The sequence below is a fragment of the Pseudomonas sp. B12(2026) genome, from assembly GCF_057767015.1.
Map to the genome: position 1 here is coordinate 1,918,458 of NZ_CM173430.1, position 23,183 is coordinate 1,941,640.

Genomic DNA, 23,183 nt, shown 5'->3' on the forward strand with positions numbered 1-23,183 from the left:
GGGGCCCTTGCGTATCAGCCGCCCGTGCGCTTGGTGCTGCTGTAGAGGTCCAGCAGTACCTGGTCGAGGATCGATGAAGCGCCCCACGGCCGGTTGCTGTTGAGGATCGCCACCACTACCCAGCTGTGCCCGTTGGCGTCGCGGCTGAAGCCCGCCAGGGCGCGCACCGTGTTCAGGGTGCCGGTCTTGACGTGCGCCTCGCCGGCCATCGGGGTGCTGCGCAGGCGTTTGCGCATGGTGCCGTCCTTCGCCACGATCGGCAGCGAGGAGATGTACTCGGCGGCGTAGGGGCTGTGCCACGCGGCTTGCAGCATGGCGGCCATCTCGCGGGCGCTGACGCGCTCGTCGCGGGACAGGCCGGAGCCGTTCTCCATCACCAGGTGCGTGGCGGTGATGCCCTTGCGGGCCAGCCATTGGCGAACCACCCGTTGTGCGGCCTGGGCGTCATCGGCGTCGGCGCTGTTGCGGAAATGCGCGCCGAGGGAGAGGAACAGCTGGCGCGCCATGGTGTTGTTGCTGAACTTGTTGATGTCGCGGATGACTTCCACCACGTCCGGCGAGTTGGCGCGGGCGACGAGGGTGGCGCTCTTCGGCACGCTGCCTTCGCGGTCCTTGCCGAGGATGGAGCCGCCCAGTTCCTGCCAGATGCCGCGCACGGCGCCGGCGCTGTAGCCCGGATGGTCGAGCAGCGACATGTAGGTCTGCGCGCTGCAGCCCAGGGGAATCTGTCCGGTCGCCACCAGCGAGGTGCCATCGTACTGGGTGACGGGGCTGAAGCGCAGTTTCGGCCAGGCCGGGCAGGGCGCCGCCTTGCTGACCTGGACCTGGTTGTCGATGCGTACGTTGGCCAGCGGCGGGTCCATCATCACGGTCGCCTTCCCGCCTTCGGAACGTATTACCAGACGCACGCTCTTGAGGTTGACCATCAGGGCATCGGGGCCGACCAGGAAGGGCTTGTTGTCGTCGCCGCCGTCGTCGTTGAACACCGGCAGCTGCGGGACGTTGAAGTAGCTGCGGTCCAGCACCAGGTCACCGGTGACCTTGTTCACGCCGTTGGCGCGCAGGTCGCGCATCAGCAGCCAGAGCTTCTCCATGTTCAGCTTGGGATCGCCGCCGCCCTTGAGGTAGAGGTTGCCGTTGAGCACGCCATCCTTGAGCTGGCCGTCGGTGTAGAACTCGGTCTGCCACTGGTAGGTCGGGCCGAGCATTTCCAGGGCGGCGTAAGTGGTGAACAGCTTCATGGTCGAGGCCGGGTTCACCGAGACATCGGCGTTGAAATAGGTCGGGTTGCCGGGGCCGTCGAGGGGAATCATCACCAGCGACAGGGCATCGTTGGTCAGCTTGCTGGCCTTGAGGGCCTTTTCGACGCGGTCGGGCAGGGTGGTGTTGATCTGGGCCAGTGCCGGCAGGGTGAAAGGTAGCAATGTGGCGAAAGCGAGAACACGCAGCGATTTGAACATAGGAAGGGCGATATCCCAGTGGTCGGGCATTGACTTGAAAAAATGAAAAGATGAAACGCAACAATACGAATGAAAGCTCCTTGTTCCCCCGGAGCTGCCGCCATTATGCCGCAAGCCGGCGCGCGTTGCGCTGAACAACGGGTGCCGGTTGTCACGGGATGCCTGGTGGAGCTGTTAGAGTGGCGAGTGGCCTGTCCGGATCGAGCCGGACGGCTGGAATCCTCCGGATGAGTTGCCTTACCTGCAGGAGATCGTCAGATGGCCAGCAATCGCTCCCGTCGTTTGCGCAAGAAGTTGTGTGTCGATGAGTTTCAGGAATTGGGATTCGAATTGAGCTTCCAGTACCGGGACGGCCTGGATGCGGCAGCGATCGCCGCCTTCATGCAGCGTTTCGCATCCGACGCGGTGGAGCCCAACGACATGGTGTATGGCGGCTGTGACGAATACGGCTTCATCTGCCTGGCTCACCGTGGCTCGGTCAGCGAAGAGCAACGTACCGCGGTCGATGGCTGGCTCAGGCAGCAGCCTGAACTGGCTGGTTTCACGGCGGGGCCGTTGATGGATGCGTGGTACCCGGACCAGCCCGTCAACGCCAGGGCAGAGTGATGGCGTGCGTGGGATGCGCTCGCTGCTGATGGCGGCGGTGCATCCAGGCTGTACCGGTTGTCGAGCGGGTCAGAAGAGGGGCCAGGTTCTCCAGGCGGGTGGTGGGCGCATGGTCTGGTTCGCCCGTGCTGGCTCCGATCCTGTTTTCGATGTGTCGGAGAATTACAGGCCGGCTATTTCATCGGCGATGACAAGGTCATCGGCCGAACTGGCGGGTTAGATTTTTGCAATGCAGGCGAGTGATACTTTCAGAGTTGCCTTGCCTGATTGGAGTTACATGTTGTGACTCTTTTGCAGCTTGGTAAATTTGTGGGGAAAGTGCTTCAGGTTTGGCAGGGTCTCCACATGTCGGTGCCTCGTAATCGCACGCCGGACCGTGGCTGAATCTATCTGCGCCTGTGCGAAACTCTGGTTTGTAAAATCCTGCTGAATGGCCTCGATGGAAATATACGGGGCATATAAAACCGTTGGCGGCTCATTCGGGCATTCATAACCAACGCTCTGTTCTGCCGGCGCCGATGTGCGGACCGGCCTTCCTGCCTCACCTGGTATTTGAGGTCTGTGCAAGTTGGCCGGACGCAGCGTGGTCCGGCGCAGTTCTGGTCAGACTTTGATGACCGGTGGCCCGGCCCTGATCAGGCTTTCTTCTTTTGGCGGACTTGTCGCAGGGTTTACAGGAGCCACGAGGCTGGATCCGTTCAGGACTCGACTTGGGTTTTTCTTCTACCTGATATCAGAAGATTCTTATTAAGAAATCAGATGCGGGAGCCTGGAAGTGTGCTCTTTTGAGAACACAAAATGGAATTTCTATGTGATTTGTAAGATATATCCGATGTTACGCGAGAATGTTCCTTTTTGCCGAGTATCGAGGCGATTTCGTCTCGACAGGACAGGCTTGAAAGTTATCTTACCAAGGAAGGAAAAATGGAACTTTCGGGGGACTCCGTGAGCAAGGTACTTATTGTTGATGATCATCCGGTCATTCGTATGGCCATGCGTCTGTTGCTGGAAAAGGAAGGCCACGTCGTCGTGGGGGAGACGGACAACGGCGTGGATGCGCTGTCCATGGTCAAGGACCTGGTTCCGGGCCTGGTCGTTCTGGATATCGGAATCCCACGCCTGGATGGCCTGGAGGTCATCACCCGGATCACCGCGTTCGATCTTCCGCTGAAGATCCTGGTCCTGACCGGGCAGAGCGCCTCCCTGTTCGCGCTGCGCTGCATGCAGGCCGGAGCCTCGGGGTTCGTTTGCAAGCAAGGTGGGCTGGCCGAGTTGAACAGCGCGGTCAGCGCGGTGGTGGCGGGATACAACTATTTCCCCAGCGCGGCCGTCCGGCAGGCGCGCAGGAACGGCGGGCAGATGGATGACCAGGAACTCATCCAGCGCCTTTCCGATCGCGAGATGGCGGTGCTCCAGTACCTGGCGAACGGCTTCTCGAACAAGGAGATCTCCGAGCAGATGTTCATCAGCAACAAGACGGTCAGCACCTACAAGGCTCGACTGTTGTTGAAGCTGAACGCCCGTTCCCTGGTCGATCTGATCGAGTTCGCCAAGCGTAACGCCTTGGTTTGAGGTGCGTGATGTCCAGTTGGTACGCGCACCTTCGCATTGTGCTTGGCGCAATATTGCTGGTGGGCTGCCAGGGGGCTCCGGGGGCGGAGTCCCTCGTCTGGTCTCCCATGAAGCTGCTGGCGCGGTCGTCGGACATACCGGTCAAGGTCCAGTTGGACGAGGTGGACTGGCAATGGCTGCGAAGCAAGCGCACCCTCGTGCTGGGCGTGGCCGCGCCGGACTACGCGCCTTTCGACATCACCGCCAGCGGTACGGATCTGGAGGGGGTCACCGCCGATTACATGGGGGAGGTCGCCGAGGCGCTCAATGTCCGCGTCGAAGTGCGTCGGTATGCCGACAGGCACTCCGCCATCGAGGCGCTCCAGAACGGTGAGATCGACCTGTTGAGTCGCGCGACCCGCTATGAGTCGAGCTCTCCCGGGATCACTCTTTCCCAACCCTACTTCGCCAATCAGCCAGTCGTCGTCGGTCCCCCGGGGATGCGCCTGGACAGTGGGGAACAGTTGGTCGGCAAGCGGATTTCGGTGGTCGGCGGCTATTTCTCCAGCGAGGAAATCACCGGGTACTTTCCCAGGGCGACGCTCATCTCCTTCCAGTCCGTTCGGCAAGCGCTCGAGGCCGTGGCATTCGGGCAGGTGGACCTGTATGTGGGCGATGCGTTCAGTGCGCAGTACCTGATCAGCCAGGGATACCTCGGCAACCTGAAACCGCTCAACTTCGTCGGCTTCAACGGCACGGGCTTCAGTTTCGCCATCAGAAGCTCCAACGATACCTTGCTGACAGTGCTCGATCATGCGCTGGCAGCCATTCCGCAGCAGCTCGACAGTGCCATCCAGCGGCGCTGGAGTCCGGGCGGGGCCTATGCCATCGCCAACCAGCGCCTGATCCTCACGCCCCAGGAGCAGCGCTGGCTGGAGCGCAACCCTCACCCGCGGCTGGTGGTCGATCGCGCACTGGCACCGATATCCTTCTTCGATTCGCAGCGGAACTTCCGGGGTATCGCGGCGGACCTGCTGGAGCTCATTCACGCGCGGACGGGGCTCAGCTTCGATGTGCAGCCCGCGCCGAGCGTTGCCGCGATGCTGGCGGATGCCAGGAATGGCAAGGTGAAGGCCATCGCGGCGCTGACCCCGACCGTGGAGCGGGAGGGATGGCTGACGTTCACTCGCCCCTACATGACGGAATCCTTCGTGGTCGTGGTGGCGAAGAACGCCGGCTGGTTCCATTCGCTGGCCGATCTTCGTGGTCGACGCGTGGCCGTGCCCAAGGGGTCTGTCCTGGAGAACGACCTGCGCGAGCAGCATCCGGAGATGCAGCTCGTGCCAGTGGAAAATAACGTCGATGACCTGCCGATGATCATCGAGGGCAAGGTGGACGCCGGTATCCATCTGTCGACTTCGGCGAGTTACCTGATTTCACGCTACTACCGGGACCTGCGTGTGGCCGCTTCCCTGGACCGGGAGCCCGGCCAGTTCTCGATTGCCGTGGCGCGGACCGATCCGGAACTCCTGAGCATCCTGAACAAGGCGATACTGGCGATTTCCCCGCATGACATGGCCAGCATCATCGGTCGCTGGTCGGCGAGTGCCGAGGACCCCGACAGCATCTGGGATGGTTATCGGGCGCAGATACTGCAACTGGTCTGGGGCGCTGTGGCATTGCTCTGCGCGGTACTGCTGTGGAACTGGCGATTGCAGCTGAAGGTGCGTCGCCGCCAATTGTCGGAGATGGCGCTCAGCCACCGGCTCGAATTCAAGAGCGTGATGATCGATGGAATTCCCCAACCCGTCGCGGTGCGGGACAGGGAGGGCAGGCTGCTCAACTGCAATCGCAGCTTCCTCGACGTCACGGGCATGACTGGCGAGGTCGCCCAAGGTAGTCGCCTCATCGATTGCGACTGGTTGCCCGCCGCCGATGCCCAGGCGCTGCATGATGAGTACCTTCGGGCCATGGCGCAGGGGCGGGCCTTGGCGTCGGACCTGACTCTCCAGCTGTGTGGGAGCAGGATGGAGGTGTATCACTGGGCGACGCCATATCGGGGCGCGAACAATGAGGTATTGGGGCTGGTGTGTGGCTGGGTCGACGTCACTGAACGTGAACGTCTGCATCATCAACTGCAGACTGCCAAGGATCTCGCCGAAGAAGCCAACCGCGCCAAGAGTGCCTTCCTGGCCACCATGAGCCATGAAATCCGTACGCCGATGAATGCGGTGATCGGCATGCTCGAACTGGCCCTGACCCGCGCCGATCAGGGGTATTGGGAGCGTGAGCCGGTCGCGGTTGCCTATGACTCGGCCAAGTCTCTGCTGACGCTGATTGGCGATATCCTCGATGTCGCCAAGATCGAGTCGGGACGTCTGACCCTGATGCCGGAGCGGGCCCGCTTGCGCGAGCTGGTCGAGTCCATCGCACGGGTGTTCGATGGCCTGGCGCGGCAGAAGGGGCTGGAGCTCAAGGTGGAGCTGGAGTCCGATGCCGCCTGCGATGTCCTGATCGACCCGCTGCGTTTCAAGCAGATACTGTCGAACCTGGTCAGCAATGCCATCAAGTTCACCGATACGGGCCGGGTACGGATTCAGGTATACGGGGAGCGGCTCGCGGAGGGCCGCATGGCTCTGGATGTCGCGGTTGAAGACAGTGGCATCGGGATATCCGCCGACGATCAGGCCCTGCTATTCGAACCGTTCAGTCAAGTCTCCACTCCGGCATCCAGCGGCGGCACGGGGCTGGGGCTCATCATCTGCCGCAAGCTGGCTGAGATGATGGGCGGGAGTGTCCGGCTGGAAAGCCAGCCAGGGCAGGGCACGCGGGTCAGCGTGAGCCTGCTGCTGGAAGTGCTGGAGCCGTTGCCCGAGGAGAAGACCGTACCCAGGACGGAGCTCCTGGCCCGTGACCGGTCGCTCCGGGGGCTGGTGGTCGATGACCATGCAGCCAACCGGCTGCTGCTGACCCAGCAGCTCGAACACCTCGGGCACCGCGTGGAGGTAGCGTGCGACGGCGCGCAGGCGTTGCAGATCTGGCACCCCGGTGATTTCGACCTGGTGATTACCGATTGCAACATGCCGGTGCTCAGCGGGTATGAACTGGCACGCCGTATTCGCGAGCTGGAAGCGGAAATGGACGTGGAGCCCTGTGTGATATTCGGCTTCACCGCCAATGCCCAGCCGGACGAAGTGGAAAACTGTCGCCTCGCCGGCATGAACGACTGCCTGTTCAAGCCCATCGGCCTGGAGAATCTGCGTCGGCGCCTGGAATCCGTGCGCTGCATCGTGGCCGATACAGCGCATGGCGAAGGGCAAGGTATCGATATCCAGTTGCTGGAAGACATGACGGCGAGCGACCCCGTGCTGATCCGGCGGCTGCTCGAAGAGCTGTACCACAGCAACGATGCCGATATCCGGCGGCTGGGGCCTTTGCTGGAAGCGCAGGACTGGAAAGGTGTGGAGGAACTGGCGCATCGCATGAAAGGCGCCGCCCGCCTGGCCAATGCGCGAGCCCTGCAGGACGGCTGTGCCGAACTTGAGGCCGCCTGCCAGGATCACCAGGGAGCAGCGGAAATCCGCGTGAAGGCGCTGGCCGTCGTCTTGGCGATGGCCGACCTGCAGCGGGGGCTCAGCGAGCAGTTGGCCAAGTCCGGACGGGTGGCCTGAGGCTCAGCTCGGGCTGGAGCGCCCCGTCATCTCCCGGGCCAGTTCCGTGGCGTAGCTGTCCGTCATGCCGGCGATGAAGTCGATGACCCGCAGGAAGGAGCGATACAGCGGCCAGTCCGGGTCCGGTGCGTTATGCCCGAGCAGGTCGAGGATGCGCCGGTGCTTGAACGACGGAGTTCGCCCGCCGTGCTGCTCCAGGGCCGCGCCGCAGAAGGAGTTGAGCAGGATTTCCAGCGTGGTGTAGGCGCCGATTTCATGCAGCGTCTTGCGCTTGTCCTGGAAGATCTTTTCCCGCGCCATGGCCTTGGCCCTTTGCACACAGCGCTTGGCCGGCCCATGCATGTGCTCCACCAGGTCTCCACCCAGTTGCCCCGCCAGCAGCGCTGGCTCCTGCTCGACGAAGGCGCGTGCCGCGGCATTGGTCAGGTGCTCGATGGCCTTGCCGCGGAGGATCGCCAGCTTGCGCCGGCGGGAGTCATTGGGGCCCAGCTGGCGGTAGGTTTCCGGGAGATCGTCGTCGACCAGGTCGAGGAGCAGCGCTTCGACTTCGGCGTAGTCGAGCAGCTCCATTTCCAGGCCGTCCTCCAGATCGATCAGGCCGTAGCAGATGTCGTCCGCCGCCTCCATCAGGTAGACCAGCGGGTGGCGGGCCCAGCGCTCGTTCTCCAGTTGGGGCATGCCCAGTTTCTGGGTGATCTGCTCAAGCAGCGGCAGCTCGCTGCGGTAGCAGCCGAACTTGTGCTTCTTGTAGCCCAGGGAGTCTGCGTGGCGGGCGGTCCAGGGGTATTTCAGGTAGGTGCCGAGGGTCGCGTAGGTCAGGCGCGTGCCGCCGTCGAACTGGTGGTATTCCAACTGGGTCAGGACGCGGAAGCCCTGGGCATTGCCTTCGAAGTGGAGGAAGTCGGAGCGTTCCTCCTCATGCATGTTGTCCAGCCAGCCACGTCCGGCGGCCTGCTGGAACCAGTGACGGATGGCGTCCTCGCCGGAGTGCCCGAAAGGCGGGTTGCCGATGTCATGGGCCAGGCAGGCGGATTGCACGATCACCCCCATGTCGGCCGGATCGCACCATTCCGGCAGGCGGTCGCGCAGGATTTCGCCGACGCGCATGCCCAGCGAACGGCCGACGCAGCCGACTTCCAGCGAGTGGGTCAGGCGTGTGTGGATGTGGTCGTTGCTCGATACCGGGTGCACCTGGGTCTTGCGGCCCAGGCGGCGGAAGGCGCCGGAAAAGATGATGCGGTCGTGGTCCTTGTGGAAGGCGCTGCGACCGAGTTCGGCGCTGCTGTGTACCGGTTTGCCGAGGCGTTCTCGGGGGAGCAGGGTGTGCCAGTCCATTCGGGGTTCCGCAATCTTGGAGAGTTACCGGCAACGCTAGCCGTTCGCGCCGGCAATCTCAATCGCGGGGCTACAGGCCCTCGGCGTCGATGTCGATCAGGAGAAGGCGCCGGCCCTGGTCGATGAACTGCCCCGCGGTCATGCAGTATTGGTTGGTGGTGGCGTCGCGGTAGGTGTTGGACAGCGTCAGGCGGCGCTCTTCCCAGCCCTCGGCCAGCAACTGGTAGAAGTACGGGCGCCAGGACCAGTTGTGGCCGATGTAGCGCCGGTCTTCCTTCCAGAACAGGCCGTTCCACTCCAGGTTCGGCGAGGTCTGGGTGCCGTGGCGGTCGCACTGGTAGATGCGCAGCAGGCGGGGGAAGGACTCCGGCGCCGCCGGCAGGCTGCTGAGGATGGCGCCGCTTTCGGCCCAGGGGCGCAGCATGCCCATCAGTTCGGCGAGTTGCTGGCGCAGCTGGATGAGGCTGGCGCGTTCCTGCAGCTTGTGTTTCACATAGCGATCGCGGCGCTGGGCGAAGGCTTCGCGGAAGGCGTCGCTGGCCGGGAATTCCAGTGCCGGCTTGGCGAACAGATAGCCCTGCACGTAGCGCGCGCCGCACTCCAGGGCGAAGTCCATTTCCTCCTCGGTTTCCACGCCTTCGGCGATGATCCAGCAGCCGGTCTTCTCGGCCATCTGTGCCAGGGCCTTGACCACGTCGCCACTGGGCCCGCCGCGGGCGGCCGCCTGGAACAGGCGCATGTCGAGCTTGAGGATGTCCGGCTGCAGCGTCAGTACGCGGTCGAGCTGCGAGTAGCCGGCGCCGAAGTCGTCGATGGCAATGCGTGCGCCGGCTTCGCGGTAGCGCGCCACCACGTCCAGCAGGCGCGGGCCGCCGCCGCCCAGTTCGGTGATTTCGAAGACTACGCGCTCGGGCGGTACGCCATTCTGCTGCAATTGCTTGAGGCTGGGCAGCGGCTGGTCAGGGCGCAGGCGGCCGATCCAGCGTGGCGAGATGTTCAGGCTGAGGAACCAGCCCGGTGGTGCCTCGTGGATCCGTGCCAGGGCCGCATCGCGGATCTGCCGGTCGAGCCGGCGCAGTTCGGTCAGGTTCGTCCGCGGGTTGAAGAACAGCGGCCCGACCGAGAGCAGTTCTCCATTGTCCTGGCGCAGGCGTCCCAGGGCCTCGACCCCGGCGACCAGGCCGGTCGCGGTGTCGATGAAGGGTTGGAAGCAGGCGGTCGGTTGTCCTTCGATCACGGAACACATCCTTTGTGGTGTGCCAGCAGGCAGGGTGGCTGGCAGCTGTGTGTAGCAAGAATGTGGCCAATCAGGGCGGCGGTGGTGTCTCGCTCCGCGGTTTGCACAGTTGCAGCAAGAGTGGCGCAAGGGTGATGCCGATACGCAGCAGGCGAATCCAGCGGCGCCTGCCGAACAGCAGAACCAGCGCCGCCGCGCCGCCGGCGCCGGCCCACAGCGGCGTGCTGCCGCGCAGGCTCTGGCCCAGGTGGCGGGCCTGCTTCAGGGGTTGCAGCAACAGGTCGCCCTCGCGCTTGATCTGCTGGCGCTGCATTTCCAGACGCAGCCGGACGATGGCCTTGCGCAACTCGTTGCGCGACAGGTGGCGTGCGGACTCCGGCAATTCATTCATGGCAGCAGGCGCTCCCGGTCACGGGCCAGTTCGTCGAGCGTCGCGCTGAACGGTGAGCTCTCGTCGCTGAGCAGCTGGTACAGGCGCCAGGCGCACAGGGCGCTGCCGGCGATATAGAAGAGGCACAGGCCGATGGCCGCCTGCAGCCGATAGCTGTCCCAGAACAGCAGCAGGATCAGCGTCGACAGGCCGATCAGCAGGAGCAGCGCGAACACCAGAGCGAGACCTGCCAGCAGCAGGATCTGCACGGTGCGTGCCTTCTGCTCCTGCAACTCGATGCCCAGCAGCTCGACGTGCCCGTGCAGCAGTCCCAGGAATGCCGCACCCAGGCGTCGCAGGGAAGGGGAGTTGGCCTTGTCGGCATCCATTCCGTCGCTCATGGATCAGCGCCGGCTCACCAGCAGGCCGAGCAGGAAGCCGACGCCCGCGGCGATGCCCACGGCTTGCCAGGGGTGGTCGTTGACGTACTCCTCGGTGGCGTCCACCGCGGCCTTGCTCTGGTCGCGCAGGGTGTCCTTGGTGGAGTAGATGGCTTCGCGGGCGCGCTTGAGGCTGGAGTTGATCTGCTCGCGCATCTGGTCGGCTTCGGCGCCAGCCAGGCCGGCCGAGCTCTGCAGGAGTTTCTCGGTATCGCTGACGAGTGCCTGGAATTCGGCCAGAAGTTCTTCCCTGGCGGCGTTCACTGCGGTCTTGCGAGGCATGTGCTGCTCCTTGATTGGTTGAGGTTCCTAGTTTTCGAGCCCCATGGACTGGGGGAAGTTTCTCATAAGTTGCGCCGGCGACGATGCCGATGGCGCGTGGTAAAGCCTAGTCGCTGATTTTCCGGGCGGGTGGTATGTCGCTTGCATTTCGCTGGTGCGCAAGGAGAGCGGATTGCCCCGTTGCGGGGCGCGCCCAGTGCCGTGAAACACCGGGAAAATCCGCTCAACACACTGAAAAACAAAAGGAAGTACAGAAAACCGCCGTGCTGTCCAAACCGCCTGTGGGCGAATCCGGGGCAGCAGTTGGCCTCCGCTGGGTGCGTCACTGCGTCAGGGTGGTGCGTGTTGCGGTGGCTGTGGGCTGTTTTGGTGCTTTTCCCTTGACCCTCGGGGCTGCCTGTATCGATGGAAAACCTCAATAGCGCCGTGGAGACCCTCGTCCACGGTTCCAACACGCTGTTCATCCTGATGGGCGCGGTCATGGTCCTGGCCATGCACGCCGGCTTCGCGTTCCTCGAAGTCGGTACGGTGCGCCAGAAGAACCAGGTCAATGCGCTGTCGAAGATTCTCTCGGACTTCGCCATCTCGACCCTGGCCTACTTCTTCATCGGTTACTGGATCGCCTATGGCGTGAACTTCCTGCACCCGGCCGCGAGCCTGGCGGCGGAGAACGGTTATGCCCTGGTGAAGTTCTTCTTCCTGCTGACCTTCGCCGCGGCGATTCCCGCGATCATTTCCGGCGGCATCGCCGAGCGCGCGAGGTTCGGCCCGCAGCTGTGCGCCACGGCGCTGATCGTGGCCTTCCTCTATCCGTTCTTCGAGGGACTGGTGTGGAACGCCAACTTCGGCTTCCAGGACTGGCTGAAGGCCGGATTCGGCGCGCCTTTCCACGATTTCGCCGGTTCCGTGGTGGTGCACGCCTTCGGTGGCTGGCTGGCGCTGGCGGCGGTGCTGCTGCTGGGGCGGCGCAATGGCCGCTACCGCGAAGGGCGGCTGGTGGCCTTTGCGCCGTCGAGCATCCCGTTCCTGGCGGCGGGCTCCTGGGTGCTGATCGTCGGCTGGTTCGGTTTCAACGTGATGAGCGCGCAGGCCCTGGCCGGCGCCAGCGGGCTGGTGGCGGTCAACTCGCTGCTGGCGATGGTCGGTGGCACCGTGGCGGCGCTGCTGGTGGGGCGCAACGACCCGGGCTTCCTGCATAACGGCCCGCTGGCCGGCTTGGTGGCGGTCTGCGCCGGTTCCGACCTGATGCACCCGATCGGTGCGCTGGTTACCGGCATGCTGGCGGGGGCGCTGTTCGTCTGGGCCTTCACCGCGACCCAGGTGCGCTGGAAGATCGACGACGTCCTCGGTGTCTGGCCCCTGCACGGCCTGTGTGGCGCCTGGGGCGGCATTGCCTGTGGGATCTTCGGTCAGTCGGCGCTGGGTGGCATCGGCGGCGTGAGCCTGTCCAGCCAGGTGCTCGGGACGCTGGCCGGGGTGGCGCTGGCGTTCGTTGGCGGCCTGCTGGTCTACGGCCTGATCCGGCGCCTGGTGGGCATCCGCCTGACCCAGGAGCAGGAGTACTACGGTGCCGACCTGTCGATCCACAAGATCGGTGCGATCAACCAGGAGTAACTGGCGCCACAAAGAAGAAAGCCCGGCATGTGCCGGGCTTTCTTCTTTGCGCTTCCGGGGTTACCAGAGCGGCATGGTGTAGCTGACGATCAGACGGTTTTCGTCATAATCGTTGGTGTAGTTGGTGCGCATGGTTGCATTGCGCCACTTCACGCCGAGGTTTTTCAGCGGGCCGTCCTGGAAGACATAAGCGATATCGGTGTCGCGTTCCCATTCCTTGCCTTCGCCGTCGCTGGTGATCAGGTCGATGTTGTCGCCGTTCACATAGCGGGTCATGAAGGTCAGGCCGGGAATGCCGATGCCGGCGAAGTTGTAGTCGTAGCGTGCTTGCCAGGATTTCTCGTCCTTCATGGCGAAGTCGCCGATCTGGACGTAGTTCACCAGGTAGGGGTCGGTACCGTTGATGTAGGCGAAGCCGGTGTCGCCGCTCATCTTCTGGTAACCCAGGCCGAAGGCGTGGTAGCCCAGCGCGTAGGTGAACATGGCGTTGAACGCGTTGTTGTCGATGTTGCTGCCGCCGTCATCGGTGGAGCGTGCCCAGCGGATATCGGACTTCAGCGATTGCTTGTCGGCGATCGGCAGCACGTGGACCAGGCCCAGGTAGTGCTGCTTGTAGATGTTGTCCAGGCCGCCGTAGTGGTAGCTGGTGCTGAGGCTGTCGGTCCACTTGTAGGTCAGACCGCCGAACAGGAACTCGTTGGTCTTGGTGGTATCGCCCAGCACGATGTTGCGCTTGCCGCCACCGGTGATGGTCATGTCCTCGTAATCGGAGGAGTCGCGCTGGTTCACCTGGTACAGGCGGCCGGCGTCGACGGTCAGACCATCGATTTCCATCGAGTTCAGCGCGGCGCCACTGAAGGTCTGCGGCAGCAGGCGGGAATCGTTGTACTGCACCACCGGCAGCTTCGGCAGCAGGGTGCCGGCCTTCAGGGTGCTCTTGGATGCGCGTAGCTTGGCGGTAACGCCGAGGTCGCCATAGCTGTCTTCGGCGCGTTTATCGCTACTGGAGCGCTGCAGCAGACCGGAACCGCTGCGGTCCGGCGACGAGTCGAGTTTCAGGCCGAGGGTGCCCAGGGCATCGACGCCGACGCCGATGGTGCCTTCGGTGAATCCGGATTCGTACTTGAGGATGAAGCCTTGTGCCCATTCCTCGGCCTTGTTTTGCGCCGGGGTCGGACTGTCCTGACGGAAGTCGCGGTTGAAGTAGAAATTGCGCATCTCGACGCTGGCTTTACTGTCCTTGATGAAGTCAGCGTGGGCAATGGTCGGAATGGTGGTAACGCTGGTGCCCAGTGCGGCCAAAGCCACGGCACGGGCGATCGGGTTGCTCATTGTTATTGTCTCCTCGAGCGCTTGGGTCAGGTCGGTGATGCCGGATGGGGTCGGCATGACGAACTGTTACAGCCTACCTACTTAATCATTACCGGATGTTTACGACTCTTAGACCTTAGTCGTTGATTAGTGAGCTGGCTATTGAAGCGCCGGACGGTACGTGCTTGGGAGCCGCCTGGATCCAGCGGGGGTAGTAGCCGAGACGGTCCTGCACCTGGGCGTCATGGGCGGGAACCACGGTCAGCTCCGGGTGCGCGCGCATCAGCAGGCGCACGCGCGTTACTTCGGCCAGGGTGCGGTCGCGGTCGTTGTCCACCAGTTTGCGGCTGATCCAGAACTTCTCGTGCGGGCCGCTGAAGCCGGACAGGCGCCAGGTGGTATCGCCGCTGAAGAGGAAGCGGCGGCCGTCGTCCAGGGTGATGAACAGGCCGACCGCGCCGGGTGTGTGGCCGCGCATCGGCACCAGCACCAGGCTGCCGTCGCCGAACAGGTCGAGGCTCTCGTCGAAGCCCATGAAGGGCGTCGGCTCGAACTGGAAGGGCCGCCACTTCACCGGATGGCGGAACTGGCTGGGGAATACCGCCGGCGGCTGCGCGATATGGGCGTAGTTGATCTCCTCATAGGGCGCCCAGACCGGCACGTCGGGAAAGTCCGACAGCCCGGAGGCATGGTCCCAGTGCGCGTGGGACAGCAGGATGCGGTCGATGCGGATGTCGCTGCCTCGAAGCTGATCGCGTACCGGATTCAGGCCGTCATAGCGGAACAGCGGCTTGTCCCACCAGGGCATGTCCTGCTTGAACTGCGCGTCCGCCTGGCTGCCCAGCCCAGTGTCGAACAGCAGGGTGGCGGCGTGGTGCTGGATCAGCACGGCGGTGTGGTTGAGCGGCACCTGGCGAGTCCAGTCGCCGCCGGCGACGGTGAAGGCGTCCAGGGTGGTGATGCCGGAGGTGCGCACCAGCGCGAAGCGCAGGTCGGCGGCGGGGGCGTTCAGGCAGGCGAAGGCAAGCGCCCCGGCCAGCAACAGGGAAGACAGGCGCATGGATGAATTCCTTTTTAGTCAGCGCTTGGTAGGAACGGCGAGTACTGCAGCTCGGTGAAGCCCAGCGGCAAACGTCCGCGGCGCAGCCGCCAGGCGCCGGGGCGCAGGCTGAGCATGCGTTGCGCGCCGGGCGCCCAGACGGGGGCGCCGTCCTGCGGCCAGTGGATGCGCGCGGTCGCCTGCAGGTGCAGCAGGTCGCCGCTGTCGAAGTCGACCAGCAGCAGCGCGCAGCGCGGCTCCAGCGACAGGTTGCCGAGGGTGTTGAACAGGTTGTTGCCGGCGTAGTCCGGCAGCCAGAGCAGCCCGTCCTCGCCGAGCCGCAGGAAGCCCGGCGGGCCGCCGCGGTGGGAGATATCGACGCCGCCATTCTCGCCGGCATGGCGGCTGGCGATGAACAGGGTGTCGCTGCGCGTCGCCAGTTCCACCCAGCGCGGGTCGAGGCCGATGCCGTTCAGGCTCGGCCCCGGCGTGCGTGGCAGGGCCTGCCAGTGGCGCGACTGGATGTACTTCGGGCAATTGCCGAAGGACTGCAGCGCGCGGACGCTGAAGCCCCCGCCGTCCATGTCCTCCACCCGGCCATTGAGGCGATTGCGCCGCCGGGTCGGCAGTTCGAGCCCGAGCAGGCCCAGCAGGGCGCCGTCGTGCAGGTTGGCGTGCAGCGGGTCGTCCGCATCGGCCAGCGCGTCGATGCGCAGGCGCTCCGGCTCCGGGGAGTGGGCGAACCCCGGCGGGCCCCAGAGCACCGAGGCCTGGGGCTGCCCGTCGGGGTCGACGCTGCCGACCAGCAGCCACGGCAGCAGGGCGAAGAACTCGCGGTGCTGGTCCGGCATGAAGCTGCGGATCGCCCGGCTGCCGAAGCCGGCGACCTGCTCGCGTACGCCGGCCTGCTCCTGAACCGCCAGTTCACCGGGGTGGAAGGGTGTGTCCATCGATCACCTCCGTGCCGACGCGCCTGCTCACGATCGCTGCGCGTCGGCACAACTGCGTTGAAAAAGGCGCTTACAGCCGAGGTTGCGGTACGTAGCCGGGCAGGGCGCGGATGCGCGCGAGCCAGTCCTGCACGTGGGGATAGCCGGAAAGCTCCAGGCCGCCTTCCTCCGCGAGCACCACATAGGGATAGACCGCAACGTCGGCGATGGTCGGTTCGCCGGTCTGCGCCAGCCAGCGGTGTTCGGCGAGGGTGGCGTCGAGCAGTTCCAGGGCATGGCGGCCCTTGGCCTGGGCGGCCGGGAGGTCGCCGGGGCGCTTGAACAGCAGGATCACCCGCGCCGTGGCCAGGCCGTGCTGGACTTCATTGGCGGAAAAGCTCAGCCAGCTGGCGATGCGGCCCTGGGTCACGGCGTCCTGCGGGTTCCAGCGGGGTTCGGCATATTGCCGGGCGAGGTAGGTGAGGATGGCCTGGGAGTCGCCCAGGCGCAGCTCGCCATCCTCCAGCGCCGGCACCTGGCCGCGCGGGTTGATCGCCAGGAAGGCCGGGCGCTTGTGCGCGCCACCGACCAGGTCGACCGGGACCAGTTCGGCGCTCTGGCCGATCAGGCCGAGGAACAGGCGCACCTTGTAGCAGTTACCGGAGAGCGGGAAGTCATGCAGTTTCATGGCGAATTCCTTGGCGTTGTTATTTGAGGGGCGTTGTCATGGGATAGCGGAATAGATATTAGACAGACAGGTCTGTATAGTTCAAGCGGAAAGATTGCCCGCCGGTCGAGCCACGGGCCTGCGGCTCGCGCATAATGTCGGGTCAGGAGGTAATTCCATGGCATCCAGCAAACGCGAACTGCTGCTCAGCACCGCCCAGGACCTGTTCTACCGCGAGGGTTACCACGCCACCGGCATCGACCGCATCCTCGCCGAGTCGGGCGTGGCGAAGATGACCCTGTACAAGCATTTCAAGTCGAAGGACGAGCTGATCATGGCGGCGCTGGAAGAGCGCCATGCCCGGATGGTCGAGCGCATGAACGCCGCCGAGCAGAACATGGAGCCCCGCGCGGCGATCCTGGTGACCTTCGATGCCTTGCAGGATTTCCTCACCGCCGAGGATTTCTGCGGTTGTGCGTTCATCCATGCCGCCGGCGAGTTCCACGACCGCGATCACCCGATCCACCGCCAGGCCGCCGAGCACAAATCCTTCATCGAGCGCTATTACCGTGCCCTGCTGGCGCGCCTGGGCATCGCCCAGCCGGAAAGCCTGGCGCGTCAACTGCAATACCTGCTGGAAGGCGTGCTGGTGATGGCGCACATGCAGGGGCCGGCGAGCCAGGCCCTGGAAGCCCGCGCCGCGGCCGATGTGCTGCTGCAACACGCCGGAGTCTGAACGATGGAGCCGAACATGCCCCCCGAATGCCAGCTCTTCGGCACCCTGGGTTGTCATCTGTGCGAAGTGGCGGAAGCGGTGCTGATGCCCTTCGTCGAGCACGGCCTGCTGGTCGAGCTGGTGGACATCGCCGACCGTGAAGAGTGGGTCGAGCGCTACGGCCTGAGCATTCCCGTGCTGCGCCGTTGCGACAGCGGCGCGGAACTCAACTGGCCGTTCGACGCCGAACAGGTCGCCAGCTTCCTCAGCCGCTGAACGCTTCGGCGGCCCTTTCCCGACTCAACCGCAGCGAGGCGCTTTTCATGAAGATCGGATTTCTCGGACTCGGCGGCATGGGCGCCGCCATGGCCACCAACCTGATCCGGGCCGGCCACCAGGTCATCGCCTGGAACCGTTCGCCGGGGCCGCTGGAGCCCCTGCTGGCGCTCGGCGCGCAGGCCGCCCGCGATCCCGTGGAGGCGTTCGATGTCGAGCTGGTGATCTCGATGCTGGCCGACGACGATGCCAGCCGCGCCGTGTTGATCGACAGCGGAGCGCTGGCCTCGGCGAAGGCCGGGCTGATCCACCTGAGCATGGCGACACTGTCCACCGCCTTCGTCGGCGAGCTGGTCGAGCTGCATCGCCGGCAGGGCGTCGAGTTCATCGCCGCGCCGGTCTTCGGCCGCACCGATGTGGCCGCCGCGGGCAAGCTCAACATCCTGGTGGCCGGCCCCGGGGCCGCCATCGCCAGGGTGCAGCCGGTGCTCGATGTGCTGGGGCAGAAGACCTGGCCGCTGGGCGACGACCCGCTGCGCGCCGCCGTGGTGAAGATCGCCGGCAACTTCATGATCGCCAGCGCCATCGAGGCGATGGGGGAGAGCGCCGCACTGGTGAAGAGCTTCGGCGTCGAACCGGCCGATCTGCTGGAGATCATGGGCAACACCCTGTTCAACGCGCCGGTGTACCGCAACTATGGCGCGCTGATCGCCGAGCGGCGTTTCGACCCGGCGGCGTTCCGCCTGGTGCTGGGGCTGAAGGACGTTGGCCTGGCGTTGTCCGCCGGGCAGGCGCAGCGGGTGCCGCTGCCGTTCGCCAGCGTGCTGCGCGACAACCTGCTGGAGGCCATCGCCCAGGGGGACGGCGAACTGGACTGGAGCGCGCTGTCGCAGGTGTCGATGCGCAAGTCCGGGCAGCTCTGATCAGGCCATGAAAAAAGCCCGTCTGCGAAGACGGGCTTTTTCTTTGCGCGAAGGAAGCGCGGGTTCGTATAAAACCGCAGGCAATAAAAAACCCGCCGTGAGGCGGGTTTTCGGGAATTTGGTCGGAGCGACTGGATTCGAACCAGCGACCTTCTCGTCCCGAACGAGACGCGCTACCAAGCTGCGCTACGCTCCGTTTGATGGCGCGCATTGTACCGGAAAACTTTTGATGCACAAGGGGTTAGCGAGTTTGTATAAAAACCGCAGGCAATAAAAAACCCGCCGTGAGGCGGGTTTTTCGGGAATTTGGTCGGAGCGACTGGATTCGAACCAGCGACCTTCTCGTCCCGAACGAGACGCGCTACCAAGCTGCGCTACGCTCCGTTTGATGGCGCGCAATTCTACCGAAAAACTTTTGATACACAAGGGGTTAGCGAAAAAAAATCAAAATCCTTTTTCCACACCCCATAAAAAAGCGAACGCCCCGCAGGCCGGCCAGGGCCTGCGGGGCGTTTTCATGCGCGGGGAGCTTAGAGGTCCTTGACGGTCCGAACCTGATCCTTGTTCACGCGAGCGGTCTTGCCATCCAGCTGTTCGAACTCATAGAAGCCGGATTCGGAGTCGTACTTGGGCGAGTCGACGGATTGAATCTCGCGGCCGTCGTTCAGCGTGATGACGGACGGTGTGGAGCAACCTGCAAGCACGCCAATGCCCAGGGCGAGCAGGAAGGCGGGAAGCATCCGGTTGGTCATGGGTGAATCTCCTGGTGAGCAAACAAAAATGTACGTCGATTCGGACAGGTTTTTTCCTGTCAAAGTTCCGGAAATCTTTTCGAACGCCTCGCTATCGGGCGTCGTAGAGCAGCTCGGGCGTATTGAGGTTGGCCAGGCGTGGATCATCGGCGGGGCAGTCCACGGCCTGCAGCCCCAGGTGCGAGAAGACATGGCGCGGGCTGCGGTCGCCGTGTTGCCAGGCGGCTTCTATCTGTGGCCGCAGGGCGACGGGGATCACACAGAACAGCGGCTCCCACTGAGCGCCGCAGCGCAGCATCTGTACGTCGTCCGGCGATGCGGCGACTGCGCGCAGCAGCCGCTCCAGCAGTTCGGCGTCGAGCAGCGGGGCGTCGCAGGGCAGCACCAGCAGGTGGGCATGCCGCGCCACGGCGAGGCCGGCGCGGATGCCGGCCAGGGGGCCGGGGTAGTCGGGGCTGTCGTCGTGCACCAGGCGGTCCGCGTAGGGCGCGTAGTCCTCCGGGTGGCGATTGCAGGAAATGATCAGGTCGTCGCTCAGCGGGCGGGTGAGGGCAGCGGCGTAGCTCACCAGCGGCCGGCCGCGCCAGGGCAACAGGCCCTTGTCCCGTCCGCCCATGCGTTGCCCGCGCCCTCCAGCGAGGATCAGCACGGAACAGGGCGGCAGCGGGGCTTGTGGCATGTCAGGGTCTCCAGGGCGGGCCTGTGATATAACACCGCGCATTCCTACCTCACAAGCAAGGGCCCTCATCATGAGCCACAAGGCCGAGCAGCCATTCGTCCCGCTGAACATCGCCGTCCTCACCGTCAGCGATACCCGCACCCTGGAAACCGACACCTCCGGCCAGCTGTTCGTCGACCGCCTGAAGGCCGCCGGGCACAACCTCGCCGCCCGCGTCCTGCTCAAGGACGACCTCTACCGCATCCGCGCCCAGGTCGCGACCTGGATCGCCGAGGATGAAGTGCAGGTCGTGCTGGTCACCGGCGGCACCGGCTTCACCGGCCGCGACAGCACCCCGGAAGCCGTGACCTGCCTGCTGGATAAGGTAGTGGATGGCTTCGGCGAGCTGTTCCGGCAGATTTCCGTGGCCGACATCGGCACCTCCACCGTGCAGTCCCGCGCGCTGGCCGGCCTCTCCAACGGCACCCTGGTCTGCTGCCTGCCGGGTTCCACCAACGCCTGCCGCACCGCCTGGGAGGGCATCCTCGCCGAGCAGCTGGATGCCAGCCACCGTCCGTGCAACTTCGTCCCGCACCTGAAGAAGGCGGCGCCCTGCGAGAGCCGCGGATGAGCTGCTGCGACAAGCCCGGCCTGCTGCCGGTCGAGGACGCCCTGGCGCGTCTGCTGACCCTGGCCGGGCAGTCCCCGATCACCGAGAGCGAAACCCTGCCGCTGGCCGAGGTGGACGGCCGCGTTCTGGCCGAGCCGCTGCTGGCCGGGCTGGACCTGCCGCCGTGGCCCAACAGCGCCATGGACGGCTACGCGCTGCGCCAGGCCGACTGGCAGGGCGAGGCGCTGCCGGTGAGCCAGAATATCTTCGCCGGCCAGGCCGGTGAGCCGCTGCAGCCGGGCACCTGCGCCCGCATCTTCACCGGCGCGCCGATGCCCGAAGGCGCCGACTGCGTGGAAATGCAGGAAAACGCCGAAGTGCTCGCCGATGGCCGCGTGCGCTTCCTCCAGGCGCTCAAGGCCGGCCAGCACGTGCGCCCGCAGGGCCAGGAAACCCGCAAGGGCGACTGCGTGCTGCCCGCCGGCACGCGCCTGGGGCCGATCGAAATCGGCCTGGCCGCGTCGCTTGGCCTTGCCGGGCTGAACGTGCGCCGCCGCCCGCGCGTGGCGCTGCTGTCCACCGGCGATGAGCTGGTCGAGCCGGGCGCGCCGCTGGCGCTGGGGCAGATCTACAACAGCAACCGCCACCTGCTGCGCATCTGGCTGCAACGCTTCGGTTGCGAGGTGGTGGATGCCGGCATCCTGCCGGACGATCTCGAGCTGACCCGCCAGGCGCTGGCCGGGCTGTCGAAGGTGGACCTGATCCTCTCCACCGGCGGCGTGTCGGTCGGCGAGGCGGACTTCCTCGGCGCGGCCCTGCGCGAAGCGGGCGAGCTGGCGCTGTGGAAGCTGGCGATCAAGCCGGGCAAGCCGCTGACCGTCGGCCATTACCAGCAGGTGCCGGTGATCGGCCTGCCGGGCAATCCGGCGTCCACCCTGGTGACCTTCGCGCTGCTGGCGCGGCCCTACCTGATGCGCCGCCTGGGCATGCAGAAGGTCGAGCCGCTGCGCCTGCAGGTGCCGGCCGGCTTTACCTGGAGCAAGCCCGGCAACCGCCGCGAATACCTGCGCGCGCGCCTGGAGAGCGGCCGCGTGGTGCCCAGCGCCAACCAGAGTTCCGGCGTGCTGCGCAGCGCGGCCTGGGCCGAAGGGCTGGCGGAGGTGCGTGAGGGGACGACGCTGGCCGAGGGTGACTGGCTGGCCTTCATCCCGTTCAGCGAATTGCTCGATTGACGACCCTGCCGGATCGCGATTGTGACACTCGACTTCGTGGGGGCTGAGGCTTGCTGGCGATCTGATGCAGCGGTCTGGGGGTGGTTCGCGAGCAAGCTCGCTCCTACGGGAGCCGGGCGGGCCTTTCCTTCTGGAGCGGGCTCGCCGATGATCTGGAACGCCGGTCTTCGACCGGCGTTTTTATTTTCTAACGAATTGAAAAATATGGTTTTCATGTGTCATTTCGGGGGCTTCGGCAGCCGCCGCCGGAGGCTCCGGTGGTGCCTGTTTCCCGGCTGCGGACAGGGTCGTGATCAGCTCGGGGCCACCCGACAGACGGTCCGAATATCGAGTATTTAATCTCGCTGTCATAAAACCTCCACATTTGCGGCATTAAATCAGCACGTCTTCCAACTCCGGGGCGTTCCCGGTCTTCCTCCCATATTGAGGTATTGACGTGATGCTGCTCAGCAAAACCCGCTTGTCCGTCCTGCTGGCTTCCATGGTCCTGACCGGCCTGGCTCATGCCACTGATGTCACCGGCGCCGGCTCCAGCTTCGTATATCCGGTCCTGTCCAAGTGGTCCCAGGAATACAGCAAGTCGTCCAGCAATCGCATCAACTACCAGTCGATCGGCTCCGGCGGCGGCATTGCCCAGATCAAGGCCGCTACCGTGGACTTCGGCGCCTCCGACGCCCCGCTGTCGGCCGACGACCTGAAAGCTGCCGGCCTGGGCCAGTTCCCCAGCGTCATCGGCGGCATCGTGCCGGTGGTCAACCTGGAAGGCGTGGAGCCGGGCCAACTGCGCCTGGACGGTGAAGTCCTGGCCAAGATCTTCATGGGCACCATCTCCGACTGGAACGACCCGGCCATCGCCGCCCTGAACCCCGACCTAAAGCTGCCGGCCACCAAGATCACCGTGGTCCGCCGTTCCGATGGCTCGGGCACCTCCTACAACTTCACCAACTTCCTGTCCAAGGCCAGCGCCGAGTGGAAGGACAAGGTCGGCTTCGGCACCACCGTACCGTGGCCGGTCGGCATGGGCGGCAAGGGCAACGAAGGCGTCTCCGCCTACGTCAAGCAGATCAAGAACTCCATCGGCTACGTCGAATACGCCTACGCCCTGCAGAACAAGATGTCCTACGCCTCGCTGAAGAACGCCGCCGGCAAGTTCGTTCAGCCGAACACCAAGAGCTTCCAGGCCGCGGCTGACACCGCCGACTGGGCCAACGCCAAGGACTTCAACCTGCTGATGACCAACGCCCCGGGCGACAGCGCGTGGCCGATCACCGCCACCACCTGGATCATCATGTACAAGCAGCCGAAGAACGCCGAGCAGGCCAAGGCCGCCTTCGACTTCTTCAAGTGGTCCCTGGCGAACGGTCAGCCGCAGGCTGCCTCCCTGGACTACGTGGCGCTGCCGGACTCGCTGGTCAAGCGTATCGAAGGCTACTGGAAGTCGGACTTCGCACGCTGATCGCGTAAAAAGGACCAGGACCGCCGCCCGGGAATCGTTTCCTGGGCGG

The 23,183-nt window shown here is 64.8% G+C and carries 22 protein-coding genes and 2 tRNA genes; 10 read left to right on the forward strand and 14 right to left on the reverse strand.

Going from position 1 to position 23,183, the window contains the following annotated elements:
* Positions 1–14: 14 nt before the first annotated feature.
* The gene (dacB, locus tag AC3B6A_RS09040; RefSeq protein ID WP_488402138.1) at positions 15–1,460 is read right to left on the reverse strand and encodes a D-alanyl-D-alanine carboxypeptidase/D-alanyl-D-alanine endopeptidase; all 1,446 of its coding nucleotides are present in this window, start codon (positions 1,458–1,460) and stop codon (positions 15–17) included.
* Positions 1,461–1,718: 258 nt separating this feature from the next.
* Between dacB and AC3B6A_RS09045 the strand changes: the two genes are divergently transcribed.
* From AC3B6A_RS09045 to AC3B6A_RS09055, 3 genes are all read left to right on the forward strand, one after another.
* A complete protein-coding gene (locus AC3B6A_RS09045) occupies positions 1,719–2,066 on the forward strand; it encodes a YggL 50S ribosome-binding family protein (RefSeq protein WP_488402140.1) in 348 nt (115 codons plus the stop codon).
* 945 nt (positions 2,067–3,011) lie between these two features.
* Positions 3,012–3,638: a response regulator gene (locus AC3B6A_RS09050; RefSeq protein WP_488402141.1), complete on the forward strand. Its 627-nt coding sequence runs from the start codon at positions 3,012–3,014 to the stop codon at positions 3,636–3,638.
* A gap of 107 nt (positions 3,639–3,745) precedes the next feature.
* Positions 3,746–7,288, forward strand: coding sequence for a transporter substrate-binding domain-containing protein (locus AC3B6A_RS09055; RefSeq protein ID WP_488402143.1), 3,543 nt, complete (start codon positions 3,746–3,748; stop codon positions 7,286–7,288).
* A 3-nt stretch (positions 7,289–7,291) separates the two neighbouring features.
* Here AC3B6A_RS09055 and AC3B6A_RS09060 read toward each other — a convergent pair whose 3' ends face one another.
* The 5 genes from AC3B6A_RS09060 to AC3B6A_RS09080 all read right to left on the reverse strand — a co-directional run bounded on the left by AC3B6A_RS09060 (position 7,292) and on the right by AC3B6A_RS09080 (position 10,952).
* On the reverse strand, positions 7,292–8,623 hold the full coding sequence (locus tag AC3B6A_RS09060) for a deoxyguanosinetriphosphate triphosphohydrolase (RefSeq protein WP_488402145.1): 1,332 nt from the start codon (positions 8,621–8,623) through the stop codon (positions 7,292–7,294).
* Positions 8,624–8,693: 70 nt separating this feature from the next.
* Positions 8,694–9,860, reverse strand: coding sequence for an EAL domain-containing protein (locus AC3B6A_RS09065; protein WP_488402147.1), 1,167 nt, complete (start codon positions 9,858–9,860; stop codon positions 8,694–8,696).
* Positions 9,861–9,930: 70 nt separating this feature from the next.
* Positions 9,931–10,251, reverse strand: coding sequence for a hypothetical protein (locus AC3B6A_RS09070; RefSeq protein ID WP_488402149.1), 321 nt, complete (start codon positions 10,249–10,251; stop codon positions 9,931–9,933).
* Positions 10,248–10,631 carry a phage holin family protein gene (locus AC3B6A_RS09075; protein WP_488402151.1) on the reverse strand — a complete coding sequence of 128 codons (384 nt, stop codon included), beginning with the start codon at positions 10,629–10,631 and terminating at the stop codon, positions 10,248–10,250. Before AC3B6A_RS09075 ends, AC3B6A_RS09070 begins: the two co-directional genes overlap by 4 nt.
* A gap of 3 nt (positions 10,632–10,634) precedes the next feature.
* Complete coding sequence (locus tag AC3B6A_RS09080; RefSeq protein ID WP_488402152.1) at positions 10,635–10,952, reverse strand: ElaB/YgaM/YqjD family protein; 318 nt, start codon at positions 10,950–10,952, stop codon at positions 10,635–10,637.
* Between the two features lie 405 nt (positions 10,953–11,357).
* Here AC3B6A_RS09080 and AC3B6A_RS09085 point away from each other — a divergent pair, with 405 nt between their 5' ends.
* Entirely contained in the window at positions 11,358–12,566 is a 1,209-nt protein-coding gene (locus AC3B6A_RS09085) for an ammonium transporter (protein WP_488402154.1), read from the forward strand.
* 60 nt (positions 12,567–12,626) lie between these two features.
* Here AC3B6A_RS09085 and AC3B6A_RS09090 read toward each other — a convergent pair whose 3' ends face one another.
* From AC3B6A_RS09090 to AC3B6A_RS09105, 4 genes are all read right to left on the reverse strand, one after another.
* Positions 12,627–13,898, reverse strand: a complete 1,272-nt coding sequence (locus tag AC3B6A_RS09090) for an OprD family porin (RefSeq protein ID WP_488402156.1) — start codon at positions 13,896–13,898, stop codon at positions 12,627–12,629.
* Between the two features lie 115 nt (positions 13,899–14,013).
* Positions 14,014–14,937: an MBL fold metallo-hydrolase gene (locus tag AC3B6A_RS09095; protein WP_488402158.1), complete on the reverse strand. Its 924-nt coding sequence runs from the start codon at positions 14,935–14,937 to the stop codon at positions 14,014–14,016.
* A 14-nt stretch (positions 14,938–14,951) separates the two neighbouring features.
* Positions 14,952–15,866, reverse strand: coding sequence for a flavin-nucleotide-binding protein (locus AC3B6A_RS09100; protein ID WP_488402160.1), 915 nt, complete (start codon positions 15,864–15,866; stop codon positions 14,952–14,954).
* A 70-nt stretch (positions 15,867–15,936) separates the two neighbouring features.
* Positions 15,937–16,533 carry a glutathione S-transferase family protein gene (locus tag AC3B6A_RS09105; protein WP_488402161.1) on the reverse strand — a complete coding sequence of 199 codons (597 nt, stop codon included), beginning with the start codon at positions 16,531–16,533 and terminating at the stop codon, positions 15,937–15,939.
* Positions 16,534–16,690: 157 nt separating this feature from the next.
* Between AC3B6A_RS09105 and AC3B6A_RS09110 the strand changes: the two genes are divergently transcribed.
* Genes AC3B6A_RS09110 through AC3B6A_RS09120 form a run of 3 tightly spaced genes read left to right on the forward strand, consistent with a single transcriptional unit; the run spans position 16,691 to position 18,426 of the window.
* On the forward strand, positions 16,691–17,248 hold the full coding sequence (locus tag AC3B6A_RS09110; protein ID WP_488402162.1) for a TetR/AcrR family transcriptional regulator: 558 nt from the start codon (positions 16,691–16,693) through the stop codon (positions 17,246–17,248).
* Between the two features lie 15 nt (positions 17,249–17,263).
* The gene (locus AC3B6A_RS09115) at positions 17,264–17,503 is read left to right on the forward strand and encodes a glutaredoxin family protein (RefSeq protein WP_488402164.1); all 240 of its coding nucleotides are present in this window, start codon (positions 17,264–17,266) and stop codon (positions 17,501–17,503) included.
* A 47-nt stretch (positions 17,504–17,550) separates the two neighbouring features.
* Positions 17,551–18,426 (forward strand): NAD(P)-dependent oxidoreductase, encoded by an 876-nt coding sequence (locus AC3B6A_RS09120; RefSeq protein WP_488402166.1) that lies wholly within the window; start codon positions 17,551–17,553, stop codon positions 18,424–18,426.
* A gap of 119 nt (positions 18,427–18,545) precedes the next feature.
* Here AC3B6A_RS09120 and AC3B6A_RS09125 read toward each other — a convergent pair.
* From AC3B6A_RS09125 to mobA, 4 genes are all read right to left on the reverse strand, one after another.
* Positions 18,546–18,622 (reverse strand) — tRNA-Pro (locus AC3B6A_RS09125).
* A gap of 111 nt (positions 18,623–18,733) precedes the next feature.
* Positions 18,734–18,810, reverse strand: a tRNA-Pro gene (locus tag AC3B6A_RS09130).
* 146 nt (positions 18,811–18,956) lie between these two features.
* Entirely contained in the window at positions 18,957–19,178 is a 222-nt protein-coding gene (locus tag AC3B6A_RS09135) for a YgdI/YgdR family lipoprotein (RefSeq protein WP_488402168.1), read from the reverse strand.
* A gap of 91 nt (positions 19,179–19,269) precedes the next feature.
* Positions 19,270–19,857, reverse strand: a complete 588-nt coding sequence (gene mobA / locus AC3B6A_RS09140; protein WP_488402169.1) for a molybdenum cofactor guanylyltransferase MobA — start codon at positions 19,855–19,857, stop codon at positions 19,270–19,272.
* A 70-nt stretch (positions 19,858–19,927) separates the two neighbouring features.
* Here mobA and moaB point away from each other — a divergent pair, with 70 nt between their 5' ends.
* The 3 genes from moaB to pstS all read left to right on the forward strand — a co-directional run bounded on the left by moaB (position 19,928) and on the right by pstS (position 23,134).
* Positions 19,928–20,467 carry a molybdenum cofactor biosynthesis protein B gene (moaB, locus tag AC3B6A_RS09145; protein ID WP_488402171.1) on the forward strand — a complete coding sequence of 180 codons (540 nt, stop codon included), beginning with the start codon at positions 19,928–19,930 and terminating at the stop codon, positions 20,465–20,467.
* Entirely contained in the window at positions 20,464–21,678 is a 1,215-nt protein-coding gene (locus tag AC3B6A_RS09150; RefSeq protein ID WP_488402172.1) for a molybdopterin molybdotransferase MoeA, read from the forward strand. The genes moaB and AC3B6A_RS09150 overlap by 4 nt, the downstream gene beginning before the upstream one ends.
* A gap of 439 nt (positions 21,679–22,117) precedes the next feature.
* Positions 22,118–23,134, forward strand: coding sequence for a phosphate ABC transporter substrate-binding protein PstS (pstS, locus tag AC3B6A_RS09155; protein WP_488402174.1), 1,017 nt, complete (start codon positions 22,118–22,120; stop codon positions 23,132–23,134).
* The last annotated feature ends 49 nt before the right edge of the window (positions 23,135–23,183 follow it).

Coding starts and splice junctions, on each gene's coding strand:
- AC3B6A_RS09150 (WP_488402172.1), top strand. CDS start 20,464: ATGAGCTGCTGCGACAAGCCCGGCCTGCTGCCGGTCGAGGACGCCCTG.
- AC3B6A_RS09115 (WP_488402164.1), top strand. CDS start 17,264: ATGCCCCCCGAATGCCAGCTCTTCGGCACCCTGGGTTGTCATCTGTGC.
- AC3B6A_RS09090 (WP_488402156.1), bottom strand. CDS start 13,898: ATGAGCAACCCGATCGCCCGTGCCGTGGCTTTGGCCGCACTGGGCACC.
- AC3B6A_RS09055 (WP_488402143.1), top strand. CDS start 3,746: ATGAAGCTGCTGGCGCGGTCGTCGGACATACCGGTCAAGGTCCAGTTG.
- AC3B6A_RS09135 (WP_488402168.1), bottom strand. CDS start 19,178: ATGACCAACCGGATGCTTCCCGCCTTCCTGCTCGCCCTGGGCATTGGC.
- AC3B6A_RS09080 (WP_488402152.1), bottom strand. CDS start 10,952: ATGCCTCGCAAGACCGCAGTGAACGCCGCCAGGGAAGAACTTCTGGCC.
- AC3B6A_RS09070 (WP_488402149.1), bottom strand. CDS start 10,251: ATGAATGAATTGCCGGAGTCCGCACGCCACCTGTCGCGCAACGAGTTG.
- AC3B6A_RS09075 (WP_488402151.1), bottom strand. CDS start 10,631: ATGAGCGACGGAATGGATGCCGACAAGGCCAACTCCCCTTCCCTGCGA.
- pstS (WP_488402174.1), top strand. CDS start 22,118: ATGCTGCTCAGCAAAACCCGCTTGTCCGTCCTGCTGGCTTCCATGGTC.
- AC3B6A_RS09085 (WP_488402154.1), top strand. CDS start 11,358: ATGGAAAACCTCAATAGCGCCGTGGAGACCCTCGTCCACGGTTCCAAC.
- AC3B6A_RS09110 (WP_488402162.1), top strand. CDS start 16,691: ATGGCATCCAGCAAACGCGAACTGCTGCTCAGCACCGCCCAGGACCTG.
- AC3B6A_RS09095 (WP_488402158.1), bottom strand. CDS start 14,937: ATGCGCCTGTCTTCCCTGTTGCTGGCCGGGGCGCTTGCCTTCGCCTGC.
- AC3B6A_RS09045 (WP_488402140.1), top strand. CDS start 1,719: ATGGCCAGCAATCGCTCCCGTCGTTTGCGCAAGAAGTTGTGTGTCGAT.
- mobA (WP_488402169.1), bottom strand. CDS start 19,857: ATGCCACAAGCCCCGCTGCCGCCCTGTTCCGTGCTGATCCTCGCTGGA.
- dacB (WP_488402138.1), bottom strand. CDS start 1,460: ATGTTCAAATCGCTGCGTGTTCTCGCTTTCGCCACATTGCTACCTTTC.
- moaB (WP_488402171.1), top strand. CDS start 19,928: ATGAGCCACAAGGCCGAGCAGCCATTCGTCCCGCTGAACATCGCCGTC.
- AC3B6A_RS09105 (WP_488402161.1), bottom strand. CDS start 16,533: ATGAAACTGCATGACTTCCCGCTCTCCGGTAACTGCTACAAGGTGCGC.
- AC3B6A_RS09100 (WP_488402160.1), bottom strand. CDS start 15,866: ATGGACACACCCTTCCACCCCGGTGAACTGGCGGTTCAGGAGCAGGCC.
- AC3B6A_RS09060 (WP_488402145.1), bottom strand. CDS start 8,623: ATGGACTGGCACACCCTGCTCCCCCGAGAACGCCTCGGCAAACCGGTA.
- AC3B6A_RS09120 (WP_488402166.1), top strand. CDS start 17,551: ATGAAGATCGGATTTCTCGGACTCGGCGGCATGGGCGCCGCCATGGCC.